Below are 17,463 nucleotides of genomic sequence, written 5' to 3'. Positions count from 1 at the left end.
TATAAATGGAGAAAAACCAATGGCAATACCAGTATATCTGTGGCTGAAGGATGACGGCGGTGCCGACATCAAGGGTTCTGTTGATGTCAAAGACCGTGAAGGCAGCATCGAAGTGGTTGCGCAGCAGCATAATCTGTATATCCCGACTGACAACAACACCGGCAAACTGACGGGGACCCGTATTCACACCCCGTTCCTGTTTACCAAGGAAATCGATGCCTCCAGCCCGTACCTGTACAAGGCGGTGACCACCGGCCAGACCCTGAAGTCAGCGGAGTTCAAGTGGTATAAAATCAATGACGCCGGCCAGGAAGTGGAGTACTTCAATACCAAACTGGAAAACGTCAAGGTGGTCAAAGTCAATCCGTTGATGCATGACATCAAAGACCCGGCGTATGAGAAGCACAACCACCTGGAGCAGTTAGAGTTGCGCTACGAAAAAATCACCTGGACTTACAAAGACGGCAACATCATTCATTCCGATTCCTGGAACGAACGTACTACCGCGTAATACCGGTGCGGACAGATTGGTCTGTCCGCGCTTTTTGCTGAGTGCCTGCGCTGCGGAGACTCAATAAAAAGGTAACGAAAATACAATCTATCCCCTGACCTGATGCGCTTTGGTTTATAGCGAAGGGCGGTAGCGTGCCAAAACAGACGCTTCACTGCTGATAGCGACTAAACACCATCACCAGGCGCACTGTCCTTATCCAGTTTTAGCGGCGGGGGCACGCCGCGTTAGCCTGTGGAGAGATGGCAGCTTTAGGCCGCTCGATGAAGCAGGAACCCACCGAGGTGAGTCAGACTTCGGTCTGAATGCTGTAGGGAGCCTCCTTCTTTAGGGCGAGGAGGATGTCAAAACCGGAATCTGGAACCTTAAATGCTATGAATAAATCATTTTTAAGAGAAAATATTGCTTTAATTTTTGCGGTTTTACTCGCTTTGATTTTTTCACGAGAAATTTATCATCATTTTGGTTGGGTGTTAGGTTCTTTTGTGCTTGTTTTTTCTATGCTATTTTGTTTTTCAAAGTATAAAAAATATAATGTCGATTTAAAGATTAGTGAAAAATATGTTATTATTTCTGATCCTCCAGAAATAAAATCGATTAATGATGATATTGTAAGTGGGTTAGATAGTAAAGAGATTGGGCGGAGACCATATCAAAGTGCGCGTGGTATTAGTTCAAGGCGATTAGATAGATTCATTGACGTTAAAAACAAACCAGAATGTGAGCGGGAAAAAATTGAAAATAACTTTATGTTTGTTTTCTTGAGCCGTGTTCAACAGTTGATTCCTGAATGTTACTTTATAGAGCCTGTATTGTCGTATCCGCGTTCATTGTGCGGGTTCCGTGATGCGACTGATCATGCATGTGGTATTCAATACAAAAACATGGCATTAGTATTTCCTGCAATTGGATTATCATCGCTTATTATAACAGAGTTCAATATGAGGGATGATCTATGGTATTCTCTCTCATTTTTATATGATGGAAAATGCTTGGAAGTAGAACTTTCAGCAAGCGAGTACACATTGGAAACAGAATATTTTTATAAGTTCGCGATTGAATTGGCTGAGGTATGGGACGTCAAGTTGCTATATAGGAATGTAAATATGAACTAAAATCCTATTTTCAGATGCTGCACAATAATGGTGTTGGCACAATTGTGATAAACAACCGCTATGACTACCTACGCAGCATGGGAATGTTCCATTCGTTAAGATTTACTTACTGGCGCTGACTAATATAAAGGATGATAAAATGAATTTGGGCGAAATATCTGACCATATCTTCAATAGGCCTTCCAAAGAGAGTGATAGTTGGAAGTTAACACTTGCCAGGATTTTATTTGTTTTCTTTATTAACTTTTTTTATTATTTTTTGGCTGTTATTTCCACATTGCTCTTTGTTGGTTTCTCAAGACTTAGTGAGTCAATTGCTATTGTTTTTTTGATTTTATATTTTTTTTTGCGGTTATTCTGCATTTACATACTATGTAGAGGGATGGGGAAAAGTAAAATCCTTAACGTAATAGCTGGTTTAATTGTATTATATCTCTCTCTTGGTTTGATCTCATTCCTTCTATCTTTACCTGATTTGATTTTTAAATGATATATATCCTAAATAATTCGAGTTGTTTGTAGGCGGCAAGTGATAGAATCCCTTGGAGCATAGCCGACTATATGACTAGGGTGACAGCGCGTAGCTAACACCCAAGCAGCTTGAGGTATGACGAATATAGCTGGGTGCTGGGGCGCTGACTGGGTGGTGGGTAAAATAGATGAAAATTAAATTTTTAAATAATCTACTCAATAAAATAAAGAAAGATCAAGTTAATGATTTCACATCTGTTTTCTCTAAGGGAAATTTTCAGGAAGTAAGTGATTCTAAAAAGTATCCTTGCATAACCTCATTAATAAAAGATAACACTTATGCATATAGAATGTTCTTTTGTATGGATAAAAAATTCACACAAGGAATAATTGATGTTATTAATGATGCTTTTGAATCAAGCATGACATTTGAGAAAAGTAGGGACATTGTCATACTTTCAAAAAATAAGGCTGTTGCACTAAATGTCTATAATGATTTTGGTGGTGAGGTTGTACGATTAATCACTAATTCGGAACATATTATCAACAGTGTTTGGAAATTACATATAACGCCGCCTCCTCCATGGGTCGCATTCCCTGAAATTGATCCTGATGGGCTGGGGAGTATGCAAGGGAACTTATCATTCTGGTGGGATTGGATGTGGTTGCCTTTTTGGAACTCAATGGATGGTACCAAAAAGAAAGATTACCTTACTGTTAACTTAGCACCACTAAACTGGGTTGAGTATTTTAATTTTCATGAAGTCAATATAAGTAAATGAATATTGATTAATAAAACCACTAACAGTATCTGTTTATCAACTTTATAAACGGAGATGACTTATGGCAACACATCAAAAAAGCAATATTTTATTAAAGATTAGCATGTCATTGTTGATTCTCGTCACATTTATCCCTGCGATAAGCTATGCATCTGAAGAACAAAGGAATGAACAATATGATGGGGGCATAAAGATGGAGGTAGATATCAAAAATGTGTTTCTCGAAGCAATTCGCACGTCAGTGAAAATTCTTTCGCAAGAAAGCTCAATTGATGAGCAATTAGAGGAAAACACTGGTTTCTACAATCAAGCATCTCCATATTATCCCAAGAGGGGACCTATAAATAGATATATTATGTCACATAAGCGAGAAGTGAAGGTAGGCTTGCTTAAGGAAGATAACTCAAATGAATGGACTTCTTCTTATGTATCACTTGGTATGGCCTTTAACGCCTCGAATGTTAGTGTTCCCTTTAATATAAAAGAGATAGAGACAATAAAACTTGTGTTTAAAGGTGTTTATGATAAAGAAACTGTTTATATTAATGATGATGGACTAAAGGCAATTAATAAGTTTAAAGTGGCAAGGTATACTTATCGCAATAAGTTATTTTTAGATTTTCGCCTTGAAGATGAAAGTATAAATAAAGAGATATATCCTATCATATTTAAACAAGTTCATATATATTCCATCTAATCAAAAAGGAAGCGAGATTGACGATTTTACCTTACCGGTTCAGGCTTTCCGTGTTGACGCCTTGGTGGCGGAGACAGCCCCATCCGGCAATAGCAATAATTTACTCATGGAGAGTGCACAATAATGGCTGACCTGCAAAGTTTAATGGCTGCCTGCCAGGCGGATGAACAGACTCTGGCGCAACAGGAGCAAACCTTTATTGCCCACTGGAATAGCTGGTTGGCCCCTTTGAGTGAGAGCCTGCCAACCGGTGAAGACCCGGGTTATGACGAAGATTTTCAGCGCATTCGCGAAGAGGTCAATAAACTCTCCGGGATGGATACCGAACTTATCTGCACCCTGGCGGAAAAACTGTTGACCACCATCAGCAAGGATCTGCGGGTCGTGACCTTTTATATCTGGGCACGGCTACATCAGGATGGGGATACCGGTTTGGCGGACGGGCTGGCATTGTTGGCCGGGATGTTACAGCGCTTTGGCGGGCAACTGCATCCACAGCGTGAGCGCCCCCGCAAATCCGCATTGGAATGGCTGGCCAGTAGCCGGATGCTAGATAGTTTGTCACGCTACCCGGAAACCGATGTGGCGGTGATGCAGCGCATGGCCGGTGCCCTGCAGCTGATTGAACAGGTGCTGCAGACGCTGGAAGAGAGCGCCCGTCCGCAACTGTCGCCGCTGTATCTGGCATTGGAAACCCGTCTGGCAAGAAGCGGAGGGGCCAATAGTCTGGTGCCGCAGACCAGCCGTGAGGGTAACGATACCGTGGCCTCCTCTGCCAGCACGGTACCATCCATGGCCGCCATCACCTCCGGGCGTGACTTGCTCGATCAGGCCCGGGTATTGGCAAAGTACCTACGTGACCAGCCCGGGGGCTGGCTGGCGGGGCATCACCTGATGAAGAGTGTGCGCTGGGATACGCTGACGCAACTGCCGCCGCTGGATGCCAGTGGCCGTACCCGCCTGGCTCCCCCGAAACCAGAACACCGTGCCCACTTGAAACGGCTTTATCTTCAGCAGAGCTGGACGGAGTTGCTGGAGCAGGCGGACAGCCAATTTTCCCAGGGGGTCAATCATCTGTGCCTGGATGTGCAATGGTATCTGTGGCAGGCCTGGGTGAAACTGGGGAGTGACGGTGTGGTGGCGGATATTATCTGCCATGACCTGCAAGGGCTGCTGAGCCGCTTGCCGGGGCTGGAAAACCTGGCGTTCAGTGACGGCACTCCTTTTGCCGATGAAGTGACCCTGAACTGGATAGAGGAAAAGGTTCAGGACAATCTGCCGGGCTGGCAGGGGCAATCGGTGGCGGCGGCTTCTCATGCCCATGATGAGATATTGACCCTAGAGCCGGAAGTGCTGCAACTGGCAGACAGCGAAGGAATTGAAGCGGCGTTGAATTGGCTGCAGGCGCGCCCAGGGTTCACTAGCAGTCGTGACCGCTGGCTGATGCGCCTGCTGATGGCGCGGGTAGCGGAGCAGTACGGTAAAAACGACATGGCCCTGCACCTGTTGGCGGAGCTCGACAGCAGTGGTCATACACTCACTCTGCCGCAATGGACCCCGGAACTGATGTTTGAAGTGAAGGCCCGACGCCTGAAACTGTTGCGGTTAAAAGCGGCGCGTAGCGAAGCGGATAAAAATCGCCTGCAACCGGAGATGGAATCCCTGCTTTCCGGGCTTATCAGCCTCGACCCAGCGCGTGCGGCGGTATTGTGTGGTTGAGTGATTTCATAATTAAAAGGATAGAAAATGATAAAAGCTTATTATCTGTTCATCCAGGATAAAGCGACCTGCGGTGGTGAAGGTGATAAGTATTATCACGGAATATGATGCGTCCCATACATTAAAAAAGCTAAACCCGATTTTCACTGATGGTGAAAGTCGGGTCAATAAATGGGCTGGTTCAATAAATAATACAAACCATATAAACTTATTATTATTTTCCTTGCTCTGTTGGTATTTTTTATAGGCTTAGTCATTCCAGCTGTAAATGTATTGCTAAATTATAAGGCAATTACAATCTTGGGTAATGGAGAGTATTACAATTGCTATGATGCTTTATTGAATTCAATTGATAATATATACCTATTCACTTGGGTTGGTTTTTTATAAGCACCGGCGTAATTCTACTATCGAATAAATTTATCAGATAGTAAATTAGGTAAATAATATAGTTAAAATAAAGCGAAATGCTTTAAGCCTTAACTGAGCGACTCTGGGGGTATAATAACTCTGTGGCTGGGGCGAAGGCAGGCTGCAATGAAGCAACTTATAGGTATATATCAGGGTCTGAAAATGATTAAATTTATGTTACGCTTGATTACATGGCTGTCGCCAGTCTTTATATTTTTTACTGTAATGACAGCTATGCTGTATGTTATTTTGGTGGATATTAAATATGGCTTTGAACCCTATTTTATGGGTAAGAATGAATATTTTATGGTCTCGGGGATATATGATATAGTATATGCATTGTACTGGGCGTCAATAATCTTATTTATTATTATCCTCGCGATTATTTCCTTTTTTTCAATAAGGAAGATCAATAATTTAAAGGCTAAAATAGCTGAACTTAAGGGAGTTGAAGAGTAAAAAAGAGATGTGTAGGGGTACTTTTATGGGTAGTGAGATAAGTAACAGTCAATATATCATTGCAGAGTAAACAATTTAAGGTTGGATTGTGAAGAAAGATACGCGACGCTTTAATGGGCAGAGAGTCTCTCTCGTTACTGCTTGCGAGGCGGGTTTCAACGTATTTCCTTCAATAAAATAAACTCGATTATTAATTAATTTTCTTCTGGAACAGAGGGAGCTTGCCACGTGAATACACGCAGACAACTTAAAAACGGCGGTGACCCGCGAGCCCTGGCTGATTATGCCGCGCTGCGGGATGAGATGATGAAGCTTTCCCATCCGGCGCGGCCAGATGTGAACTGGAAACAGGCGGAAATCCTGTGTTTGCGGCTGTTTGAACAAAATGGGGTCGAGCTGCAGACCGCCGCCTGGTACACCCTGGCACGTACCCATATTGCCGGGATGGTGGGGTTTAACGAAGGGCTGGCACTGCTCAATGCGCTGGTGAGTTATCAATGGGCGGTGATGTGGCCGGGGCACAGTCATGCGCGGATGGAAATTATCGCCGGTCTGAGCCCTCGTTTGCAGGCGGTATTGCGCACCTTTCCCCTCGATGCGCGTGATGAACTGCCGGCGTTGTATCAGGCGGAAAAAGGGCTGAACAGCTTTTGTGAGGCGCTGGCGCGCCATGAGCTGAAACAAGCCAGCCGGATGGACGGGTTACTGCATCAGGTCAAGCAGGCCATCACCCGGTTGGAAAATGCCCCCTATGAAGGGCAACCAGAACCGACGGTAGTGCTGCCTGCGCAAGCTGTCACGGCACAACCGGTGACTGAACTGAGCGGCCATCAACCACTGGTCTACGTAGCACAATCGTTGCCGGAGCCTCCCCCTCCACCGGAGAAACGGGGTTATGTCTGGTCGTTTATCGGCGGGGCCAGTAGTGCTTTATTGGTGGGGGGCCTGCTACTCTGGGGCTGGCATCACCTGCATTCGCCCACGGCGGTGGAGCAACAACTGGTGGCATCAATAACGCCGTTGCCCGAACTCCCGCGTCAGGCTGCTCAACTCAATGCATTGCGTGAGCCGGGTTCACTGGCCCAGCGGCAGGCGGGGAGTCTGGCGCAGCAGAATAATACGCAGCTTAACTGGCTAATGGCACTGCCCCCGGCCTGGGCGCTGCAGTATGGACAGCAACTGATTGCGCAGTCACAGACCCTGTGGCCGAGCAACCCGGAGGCGGAACAGATGCAGAAAGCGTGGCAACAACAGTTGGAAGCCAATGCTTTACCGTTGGCGGCGCTAGACAACTGGCATCAGGGGATGGTGAAACTCCAGCAACTGACCGACCGGCTGAATGCGCTGGATGAACGGAAGGGCAAATACATGACGGGCAGCGAACTGAAAACCATGGTGTTTGCCATTACCCAGGAATTTGGCAAAACGGTTCCGATGGAAGAGCAACTGCGCCAACTGGCGACGGCCTCAACAGATAACAGCTTATCGGGCAATGTGCAGTCACAGGCAGAGCTGCGGCTGGCACAACTGCTTAACCGCTATATGCTGATCAAACAGCAGGTGGGAAGTCGTTAATATGGCGTTTATTTGCCAGCCGTGTGAATGGCTAAGGGGATATATGCCCGTAGTCTGGCTGGTTTATACCCTTATTACTTCAAACTGCTTGGGTGTTGGCTACCTTCGTTCACCCCAGTCACATAGTCATCTATGCTCCTGGGGATTCGCTCAGTTGCCGCCTACAAGCAACTCGAATGATTTTTGGTATAAAATTCTTGTTAAGCGAAAAAATCATATGGTGAGCAAGAAATAGACCCAACTACTTGTCTTAGATATTGTGTGGTCATCTCTGTGTCGCTTTATTTAACGAGGGAGTATGCTGTTTACTTTTCCTCTTTGGCTATAACAGACTGACCCAATCGGTTGTATAAGGGGTCTAATAGGAAATGTGAAGTGAATATGAAACTAGGTCGAAACGACCGTTGCCATTGTGGCAGCGGAAAAAAATACAAGCATTGCTGTATGAACAGTTTAGAAAAACAGCATGCTGAAGTGTTCGATGATGTTGAAGCCATGGTTGCCATGAACCCCAGCTTGACACTTGATGAGCTCAATGCGGCTTTGCAACATAAAATGTTTGAACGCAACAACCGCCCGCACCCTGATTTTTGTGGTTTATCGCCAACGCAAATGACCAATTGGCTCTATGCGTCTTTTGATGAATTGAACGGGGTGACCATTGCCACGCCAGACGACCTTTCATCTAGCCCGGTAATGCGCTATTTAACCCTAATTCTTGATGAAGCGATGCAAAATGAGGGTTCATTTAAAGCAACCAGCAGAGGTAACCTTCCGGTTAAATTAGTCAAGCAGGCTAGCGCGTTATTGCCGGAATTTGCGGTGTCAGAACTCAATACACCAATCACTATTAGTGACTATGCGGGTAGCAATGAAGAGAAATTCAATGCGTTGCACTATACCCGAGTATTGGCAGAAATTGCGGGCATCATTTATCGTCGTAGTGGTCACTACCATGTCAAAAAGACAGCCCAGAAGCGCTATCAAACACAAGGTATTCAAGCCTTTTTCCAACCTATGTTAGAAACTGCAATTAAAAAATATAACTGGGGTTACTTAGACGGTTTTGATCAAAATGTTGATTTACGCACCTTCTGGCTGTTTATGCTGTGGCGCTTACAAAGCCATACCAGTGCAGATCAGCTTATTAAAGAGGTGATGACCGCCTTCCCTGATTTGTTGCAGGAGTTCTCTCCAAATGATTATTTCTCGCCAGAAAAACAGTTAGGCTTGATCATTGAATCACGTTTTATCGAGCGTTTTTTGCAGTTTTGGGGATTCGTCACCGCCGATCCGAAAAGCTTTTTCCCACGAGAAGGCAAAGCACGGAAAGTCCAACCTCAGCCTTTGTTAACCCAGACATTTCAATTTAGTGTTAAGTAATAACAAGGTCGCCGTGAGCCAATCTCAATTCTCACGCTATCTGCATCAACGGTTCGAAGCTTATCGGTTTAACAAGGATGCATTGGAGTTTGAGTGTCGTTTTAAGCGACTGATGACCAGCAGTCACAGTCGTAAAGCACGGTTAAATCGTCAGCAGCACTGGCTATTCCTTGCTGTAATGCCAGTAAGGAATACCAAACTCCGCAAGGTGGCGTTCCTAGATAGCAATCTTGCGTTCTAAACCGGCAATCACTCCTCGTACTTACTTGGTCTACATATTGTTACTCAATAAGTAACGTTATGTAGACCTGTGACCAGACCGGGTGAACTATTAAGCATTGATGGCTAATGATGTTGCTACTCCGTCATTAGCTGTAAAAGCAATTCAGGGTTGAGCTGTTCGGCACTCGATTGACCAGATAGCACTTTATCGGCCAAGTCGCGTTTTTCACTGTGCAGTTGGATGATTTTTTCCTCCACGGTATTGACTGTGACCAACCGATAGACGGTGACAGGTTTGGTTTGCCCCATCCGATAAGCGCGATCGCTCGCTTGATCTTCCACTGCGGGGTTCCACCATGGGTCAAGATGGATAACGGTATCAGCTTCGGTGAGGTTAAGCCCAGAACCGCCCGCTTTTAGGCTGATCAAAAAAAGGCTGTGCTTGCCAGATTTAAATGTGTTGATCGCACTTTGCCGTTGCTTGCTGGTGGATTGCCCATCAAGGTAACAAAAATCGATCCCCTGCATGGTTAACTGCTGGCCGAAGCGTTTGAGTAATTGGACAAATTGGCTGAACACCAGAATTTTATGTCCGCCATCAAGGGCGTCGGCGATCAGTTGCAGCGCCTCTTTTTGTTTGCTGCTGGTCTCGCTAAGGTGCTCAAACACCAAACCTGGGTCGCAACACACTTGGCGCAAGCGGGTTAAGCCAGCGAATAGCGAAATGGCGGAATTCCCGTTGCTCTCACTCAGGGTTTGCAACGCCTCTTTGCGTACCGCTTCGTAAGCATTGCGTTCTTTACTGGTCAATTCAACATGATGGATCAGCTCAGTTTTTTCCGGCAGTTCCGTTAACACTTCTTCTTTCAGGCGACGCAAAATAAATGGGCTGACTAAAGCGCGCAGTCGCAGCAGATCTTGTTCATTTTTGCCTGCTTGCGCGTATTTGGCTTTAAACTGCTTTAAAGAGCCGAGTAAGCCTGGGTTTAAGAAGGTGAACTGGCTCCAAAGTTCAACCAAATGGTTTTCCACTGGGGTGCCAGAGAGGGCAATGCGCCGCTGTGCTTTAAGATCAAACAGCACTTTAGCGCGCTCAGCATTAGGATTTTTGATCTGCTGGGCTTCATCCAAGACCACGGTTTGCCACTCGTTTGCTTGCAAGGTTTCGGCCAAGCGAGTCACCAACCCATAACTGACGACAATCACCTCTCCAGGTTGGGCATCAGCTAAGGTTTGCTGGCGATCGGCGCAGCTCTCTAGGTCTATCATTGTTAACTGCGGCGTGAAGCGTTGGCTTTCTTGGCGCCAATTCAGCAATACTGATTTGGGGCAGACCACTAAGCTTGGACCTTGCGCTTGAAAATGGTTCAGTAGGGTTAAGGCTTGCAGCGTTTTGCCAAGCCCCATATCGTCGGCCAAACAGACACCAAAACCATTGTGCAGTAAATGTGCTGCCCAGAGTACGCCGCTGCGTTGGTAATCGCGTAGTGGCTCAAGCAGTGCTTTATCAAGTGAGATGGGGTGCGACCAAGCCTGTTGTAGCGCTTGCCAACTTTGGTCACTTTGCACCGACATGGTTTCGATAAGCTTTTGTAGTGGGTAGGCCAGTTGACGATTAACCGAGAGATTGTCATCTAGCACGCTGTCTAAAAAATCTAACTGTTTACGTAGCTCATCGCTGACTAATAAGGTGAGATTTTGTTGTTCTATGGTAATAAAGCCCGTGCGCCTAGCCTCAAGTAGGCGTTTGAGATCAAGCACTTCAGCACCATCAAAATGCACATCACCGGAAACTTGAAACCATTCTTCTTTTTGTCGAATCGAAAGGCCAACATCTTGTGAGCGCAGTTGTTTGACCCGTTTGCTCCCTTGATGCCAGTGGATGGTCACGTCTTTGAGCTGATCTAGGCCATCAAGCAGTTGCGGTAGTTGCTCGCTGGGTACGCTGTAACGATGATTTTTACATGTCTTTAAACCGAGCTTTTGGGCTATCGCTTTCGCTTGCTGTCGCTCTTGCCCAAGATCGCGGTGATACCAGAGACTTCCTTCCTGATAGAGCCAGAGCGGGCCTTGTCCCGAACCGATGCGCGTGCGTTGGTCGTGAGATTGGTGCTCAATAGACAGTTCTAACGTCCTTTCGTCAAGCTTGAGCCACAAGTGCGGCGTTGCATCCCATTCTCCTAGGATAATGTTGCCACGCTCTTCGGTGAGAAAGTACCAGTTGACTTGATCACCCAAGCGTTCGATCAGCGCATCGGCCTGTTCGATGGGGACGGCGGGCATTTTTCCTGCGAGGGTAAAAAAGCGCTCGATGTGTTCGGGAATCGAATAAAAAGAGTAGATCCCTTCAATGCGAGGCTGCAACAAGGCTTTGTTCTGCTTTGTCGCCGTTGGATAGCATTGCAGCACGAGCTGCCCGCTTTGTTCTTCAAGCACCACCAGGGCCGGTTCCGCGACCAAACGCAGCGGTTCGCCAGTTGCGTTAAACACGTTCTCACTTTGCGATAACAACATGAGCAAGCTGGGGGTGAGCTTAAATACGTCGCTCCAGTAATCCTGGCCGCGTTGCAAATGTTCGGCGATCGCCAGATCAATACTGGTCAAAGCAAGGTTGTGTTCATATTTAAGGCTGTGTGGAGAGACTTTTCGCCCAAGATTCCAGCCCTTTTTGCCCCGTTTTTGCAACTTCACCAACAAGGTCTCGTGCTCGGTAATCATCCAAGCTAAACGTTCATTTTGCTGCTCTTTCGGGTTGTGCAATGTAGTGGCTACTTCTGTGATCCATATTTGCCACATATCGGGTTTATCAATGTAACGGTATTGGCCGGTTTCTTGGTCGGTCAAATAAGCAAAAAGGCGTTGGGCCATATGCGCGAGGTTAAATTTGTTTGGCGCACTAGAGGCGTCAAGATGCTCCGCCAGCGGATGCTGAGCCAAGGCTTTGAAAAATTGTCGCAACTCTGGGCGCGTTTTGACTCGGCATATTTGCAGCAAATCCAGAACCAATTGTCCCCAAGCGATACCCTGTGGGGTACATACCGACTCGAGCCACATTGGCGCATCGTAAAACCGAGACACCAGCGTATCTTCGCTCAACTGCAGATAGTTGAAGACCTTTTGCCAATGGAAAAAACCCAGGGAATAATCACTTGCCAGCTCCAACTGTTCAAGCTGTTCCAGTCTGTTTTGGAGTAATTCAGGGCGCAGACATTGGATAATAAACAGATCGATCAAGTACGAAAGGCTGAGTTTAGTTCGGGGAGTGAGCGGGAACAGCAGTTCACGCCGAGCTAAATAGTGTTCGTCAAGGGGGGCTAGGAAGTGTTGGGCTTGGCTGGGGTTGTGCGAAAAAAGGCCCGCATCTTGGCTCAGTTGAATCGGCAACGCTCTTTTCGCCACGTTTGATATCAAGGAATGCAGGGTTTTATAGGTGGCGGGTGTGGTGGCGGCCAGTGACATCCGCAGGTAGGTCGCGAGAAAGTAATCCCCAGCACCTTTGACAAGGTCAGCGGTGTTGGCTAAATACCAAAGTTGATCACTTTGTGACATCAGGTAAAAACCATCATTGACGCTTTGTTCAAGTAGCTCCGTATCTACCGACCAAAGATAGTGCGGTGCAAACCAAGCGGCATACAAGCGAGCGTAATGGGCCTCCGGTACGCGTACCGTGTTGCGTAAGCCCTGGTTTAATCGGATTTGTGAGGTGTTCTGAGCAGCGAGCAGAGCAAAACACCAGCCATCCGCGGTGAGGTGAATAAACGTTTTCTCTTGATGTGTGTTGGTGCGGATCCAGCCAGCTTGTAGACATTGGTCACACAGCGCAGCGAATCGCCCTGCGCGTTGTTCACCCACATAGTTTAGATAAGATAAATAAAGGTCTTCAGCTTTGCGGCTAGGGCTGACAATGATGGCGGCAAGGAAATCGATTTGTCCATCTTTAAACGCATATGAGGTTATTTCTGAGCGTTGCACTGGGCCTTCCTGCGATCTTTTAAATATGGGCTTGGATATACGATATTTTCGTGGTTTTGGGCTCGTTTGTCTTTAAATAAAAAAGTAGAAAATTTGATTGATTGGCTATACCAACTGAATCAATCTAGCGGTGATCACGGTGGGGTTTCCATAAGTATTGGTGACGAGTATACGATTAATGAAAAAAACATAGGGCATTATGGATAATTTTCCTAAATTTATTCAATGGATTATCTTGCTACTGGCTTCATTGGTATTGGGAGGGTTACTGCAACGTTTCCACTTTCCCGCTGCTCTGTTGTTGGGGCCGATGATCGTTGGCGTCGTGATGGGCCTGCTGGGGGCATCGGCCCGTGTTCCCACCCATTACTTTGTTGTTTCACAAGCCGTGTTAGGCTGCATGATTGCTCAAAGCCTGTCTCTCGATATTCTGACGCCATTACTGAAAGATTGGCCACTGGTGTTACTGGTTTTGCTCTCTACGCTGTTGGCAAGCGGGTTTGCTGGCTGGTGTCTGATGCGCTTTAGCGGGTTACCGGGGCCGACCGGCGCTTGGGGAACTTCACCCGGCGGGGCTTCGGCGATGGTGGCGATGGCCGGGGATTTTGGTGCCGATGTCCGTCTGGTTGCCTTTATGCAATATCTGCGGGTGCTGTTTGTGGCGACGGCAGCGGCAATGGTGGTGCGTATTAGCTTGGGGAGTGAGGCAGGACAAGGCAGTGTGGTAGTTGAATGGTTCCCAGCATTGCATTGGAATTTTCTGGGCACGGTAGGGATTGCTGTGGCGGGTATTTGGCTGGGGCCACGCTTGCGTATTCCCTCTGGTGCACTGATGTTGCCAATGATCCTGGGGGCTGCATTACACTCTAGCGGCACCATGATGTTGCAGGTGCCGGAATGGTTGTTGGCGTTGGCTTATACGGTCATTGGCTGGAGTGTGGGGCTGCGTTTTACCCGGCCAATCTTCCTGTTGGCCTTGCGTACTTTGCCACAAATAGTGGTGTCGATTATCGCCTTGATGCTGTTTTGTGGCGGACTGGCATGGATGTTAACCCTATTTTTGCCTGTCGACCTATTAACTGCTTATCTGGCAACCAGCCCTGGAGGGTTGGATACCGTGGCCATTATTGCCGCAGGTAGCCGGGTCGACATCACGTTTGTGATGGCCATGCAGACACTGCGTTTGTTCACTATTTTGTTGACGGGCCCGGCAATGGCGCGGTTTATTTCCAACCGCGCCTTGCCTGAGCAATCAACGTAATATCCGCTGGGTAGATACCCAAGTTCAATGAAGTTGCAGGTAGGCGGCGACGCAGCGAATCCCCAGGAGCTTGGCCTACCAAGTGACTGGGGTGAGTGAGGAATGCCAACACCGCTGCAGCTTTATTGGCGACGGGTATAGAGTGCATCAAGGGTGAACAGCCCTAACGCCGCCCAGATAAAGCCGAAGGTGACCAATTTATCCAGGCCGATCGTTTCGCCGTAGAAGGTGGTAGCCAATAGGAACATCATGGTTGGGCCAAGGTATTGAAAGAACCCAAGGGTTGAAAGACGCAACCGGGTTGCTGCCGCCGTAAAGAACAGCAGTGGTACGGTGGTGATAATCCCGGCAGCCACCAGTAATAGATTTAGTGACCAAGGGTTGTTACTGAGCTGACTGGTGGGGCTGTCGGCAATCAGAAACAGGTAGATGGCGGCGACGGGCAGTAACCACAACGTTTCAACCAACATACCGGTTTGCGCATCAATAGCGATTTTTTTGCGTAACAGCCCATAAAAGGCAAAGCTGAAAGCCAGCCCCAGAGCGACGATGGGCAGTGAACCGAACTGCCACAATTGCACCAGCACTCCGGTAAATGCCAACGCGACGGCGAACCATTGCATACGGCGAAATCGCTCCCCCAAGAACAACATCCCGAGCAGGATATTCACTAACGGATTGATAAAATAGCCTAGGCTCGCTTCCAGCATATGGTGGTTATTCACCGCCCAAATAAACAGTAGCCAGTTGCCCCCCACCAAGACCGCAGTCACGGCCAGTAAGAGTAGCTTTTTGGGATTACGACATGCCGCTCGTACTTTTGGCCAGTGACGGCCCAGCGATATCAGCACCAACATAAACAAAAATGACCAAATCACCCGATGGGTCAGGATCTCATCAGCAGGTACTTGTTGGATCAACTTGAAATAGACCGGGGCAATGCCCCAAATAAAATAAGCGGCCAGAGCAAATAAGATGCCCTGCCGCGTCTGGTTTGCATCCATAAGGAGTACCGGGTAGGAACTGAGATACAGAGATTTTACTGTAGTTAACCGAGCGTGTCCCGATTTTGTGATCTACATACAGTTATGTTGTTACAAAGTCTGTTTCCAGTTGGGCCTATTGATGCCAGCTATCAACAGCAGGGCAGTGGGGCAATGTTTGGCACAGAGCATATTGCCCCGCTGTTATCCCACCAGATAGGTAGCCGTTGCGCTGGCGATATGCACGCCGTCGTGATTATGCAGTTCAACGCGCGCCACTGACACTTTATTACCGCTACGCAGCACGCTGGCGGCGGCAATAAAGTGCTCACCACGGCCAGGGCGCAAATAGTCAACGCGCAGATCGATAGTTCCCATGCGCGCCAAGCGGGCCAACAGTTCTTCTTCGAACAGCGGATCTTGGCGTATCAGAACATTGCCGACACAGACCAATCCGGCGGCAACATCCAGCACTGAGGCGATCACCCCACCATGCAGGATATTTTGTGCGGCATTACCCACCAGCTTGTGTTGATTGATAAAGGTCAACTCCACATAGTCGTCGTCAAAGTGGCGCAATTCCAACCCCAATTCACGATTAAATGGCATGTGATAGACAAAAATCTCACTGATCTTCTGACGCGTGGCTTCCACGGTCATCGGGGTATGCGACATGGTTATTACCTTCAGAGGAATAGGGTTGCTGGGCGCATTCGCCAATCCGTGTTGCTCACTTGTTAATTCTATGCTTTTTTTGTTTCTTTCTAGTCCCACCTAAACATATCATCTACTAAAATGTTCAACATCTTTACTGATTATCCGGTTAAGGCGGCATTTCTTATGCTACATGCCCAGTAATGATGATCGGCATAACGAGTTAATGGCTCATAACCGGATGCCCATTGACACCATCAGCAATTAAGCAAGGGACAGCGCCTATGATTTGTGTGTAAAATAATCCGTTTTTATCACAACTTTTCTTAATATTTCTGGAGTGAGCAAATCATGCGCGTTATGTCTGTTGCGTTGATGGCGCTGTTGTTGGCACCATTAGCCGTATCGGCCAATGAGGCTTCTGAGCAAAAGAATCTGAATACATCCGCGGTTCGTGGCAGCATTATTAGCAATATGTTGCAGCATTATGATGGGCCATTCACTTTTTATTCTTATGAACCTAATTATATCATTTACACCGATACCAGTGACCTCAATAAAGAGGCAATAGAATCCTATAGTTGGTCGCAAAATGCCAAAAAAGATGAGGTTAAATTCCAGATTAGTCTGGCCTTTCCCATCTGGAACGGTATTCTCGGTGAGAATTCCTTATTGGGGGCTTCCTATACTCAGCGTTCCTGGTGGCAACTTTCTAATAGTGAGGAGTCAGCGCCGTTTCGTGAAACTAACTATGAACCCCAAATTTTCCTTGGCTGGGCCACCGATTACCAGTTTGCTGGTTGGACGTTGCGCGATATTGAAGTGGGTTTTAACCATCAGTCCAATGGCCGTGAAGATCCCACGTCCCGTAGTTGGAACCGCGGTTATGCACGTTTGATGGCGCAGAACGGCAATTGGCAGGTAGATATCAAGCCCTGGTTCCGTGTTTCTGAAAGTGATAGTAATGACGATAATCCCGATATCACCAAGTATATGGGGTATTACCGGCTAAAAGTAGGTTATGCCCTGGGGCAAAGTGTGGTCAGTGTTAATAGCCACTATAACTGGAATACCGGTTTTGGTGGTGCGGAGCTGGGCTGGAGTTACCCTATCACCTCTCATGTGCGTTTCTATACTCAGCTGTTCAGTGGTTATGGCGAATCGATGATTGATTACAACTTCAAACAGACACGGTTTGGTGTTGGTGTCATGCTTAACGATATTATGTAATTTTGTGGTGCGGATGGC

At 47.1% G+C, this 17,463-nt stretch carries 13 protein-coding genes; 10 read left to right on the top strand and 3 right to left on the bottom strand.

Annotated elements, in window-relative coordinates; all coding sequences use genetic code 11:
• Positions 1–19: 19 nt before the first annotated feature.
• From hcp to ACX9GV_RS16845, 8 genes are all read left to right on the top strand, one after another.
• Positions 20–511: a type VI secretion system effector Hcp gene (gene hcp, locus ACX9GV_RS16880; protein ID WP_037383727.1), complete on the top strand. Its 492-nt coding sequence runs from the start codon at positions 20–22 to the stop codon at positions 509–511.
• 341 nt (positions 512–852) lie between these two features.
• Positions 853–1,626 carry a hypothetical protein gene (locus tag ACX9GV_RS16875; RefSeq protein WP_473196287.1) on the top strand — a complete coding sequence of 258 codons (774 nt, stop codon included), beginning with the start codon at positions 853–855 and terminating at the stop codon, positions 1,624–1,626.
• A gap of 659 nt (positions 1,627–2,285) precedes the next feature.
• Positions 2,286–2,879: a hypothetical protein gene (locus ACX9GV_RS16870; protein ID WP_473196286.1), complete on the top strand. Its 594-nt coding sequence runs from the start codon at positions 2,286–2,288 to the stop codon at positions 2,877–2,879.
• Positions 2,880–2,940: 61 nt separating this feature from the next.
• A complete protein-coding gene (locus ACX9GV_RS16865; protein ID WP_473196285.1) occupies positions 2,941–3,576 on the top strand; it encodes a hypothetical protein in 636 nt (211 codons plus the stop codon).
• Between the two features lie 123 nt (positions 3,577–3,699).
• Positions 3,700–5,295: a type VI secretion system protein TssA gene (gene tssA, locus ACX9GV_RS16860; protein ID WP_473196284.1), complete on the top strand. Its 1,596-nt coding sequence runs from the start codon at positions 3,700–3,702 to the stop codon at positions 5,293–5,295.
• Between the two features lie 537 nt (positions 5,296–5,832).
• Positions 5,833–6,165, top strand: a complete 333-nt coding sequence (locus ACX9GV_RS16855) for a hypothetical protein (RefSeq protein ID WP_473196283.1) — start codon at positions 5,833–5,835, stop codon at positions 6,163–6,165.
• 228 nt (positions 6,166–6,393) lie between these two features.
• On the top strand, positions 6,394–7,740 hold the full coding sequence (locus tag ACX9GV_RS16850; protein WP_473196282.1) for a VasL domain-containing protein: 1,347 nt from the start codon (positions 6,394–6,396) through the stop codon (positions 7,738–7,740).
• Positions 7,741–8,121: 381 nt separating this feature from the next.
• Positions 8,122–9,123 (top strand): SEC-C domain-containing protein, encoded by a 1,002-nt coding sequence (locus tag ACX9GV_RS16845; RefSeq protein WP_473198057.1) that lies wholly within the window; start codon positions 8,122–8,124, stop codon positions 9,121–9,123.
• Between the two features lie 357 nt (positions 9,124–9,480).
• On the opposite strand, the gene ACX9GV_RS16840 is transcribed toward ACX9GV_RS16845, so the two are convergent.
• Positions 9,481–13,317 (bottom strand): DEAD/DEAH box helicase, encoded by a 3,837-nt coding sequence (locus ACX9GV_RS16840; protein WP_473196281.1) that lies wholly within the window; start codon positions 13,315–13,317, stop codon positions 9,481–9,483.
• A gap of 199 nt (positions 13,318–13,516) precedes the next feature.
• Between ACX9GV_RS16840 and ACX9GV_RS16835 the strand changes: the two genes are divergently transcribed.
• Positions 13,517–14,578, top strand: coding sequence for an AbrB family transcriptional regulator (locus ACX9GV_RS16835; RefSeq protein WP_473196280.1), 1,062 nt, complete (start codon positions 13,517–13,519; stop codon positions 14,576–14,578).
• A gap of 122 nt (positions 14,579–14,700) precedes the next feature.
• On the opposite strand, the gene rarD is transcribed toward ACX9GV_RS16835, so the two are convergent.
• Both rarD and ACX9GV_RS16825 read right to left on the bottom strand, forming a co-directional pair.
• Positions 14,701–15,582: an EamA family transporter RarD gene (gene rarD, locus ACX9GV_RS16830; RefSeq protein ID WP_473196279.1), complete on the bottom strand. Its 882-nt coding sequence runs from the start codon at positions 15,580–15,582 to the stop codon at positions 14,701–14,703.
• 183 nt (positions 15,583–15,765) lie between these two features.
• A complete protein-coding gene (locus ACX9GV_RS16825) occupies positions 15,766–16,236 on the bottom strand; it encodes a thioesterase family protein (RefSeq protein ID WP_473196278.1) in 471 nt (156 codons plus the stop codon).
• A 330-nt stretch (positions 16,237–16,566) separates the two neighbouring features.
• Between ACX9GV_RS16825 and pldA the strand changes: the two genes are divergently transcribed.
• Complete coding sequence (gene pldA / locus ACX9GV_RS16820; RefSeq protein ID WP_023490754.1) at positions 16,567–17,445, top strand: phospholipase A; 879 nt, start codon at positions 16,567–16,569, stop codon at positions 17,443–17,445.
• The last annotated feature ends 18 nt before the right edge of the window (positions 17,446–17,463 follow it).

The sequence above is a fragment of the Serratia sp. 25CWL12 genome (assembly GCF_055790885.1).
The sequence above is the reverse complement of the archived record's forward strand: the minus strand, read 5'-3'. Positions and strand labels throughout refer to the sequence as shown.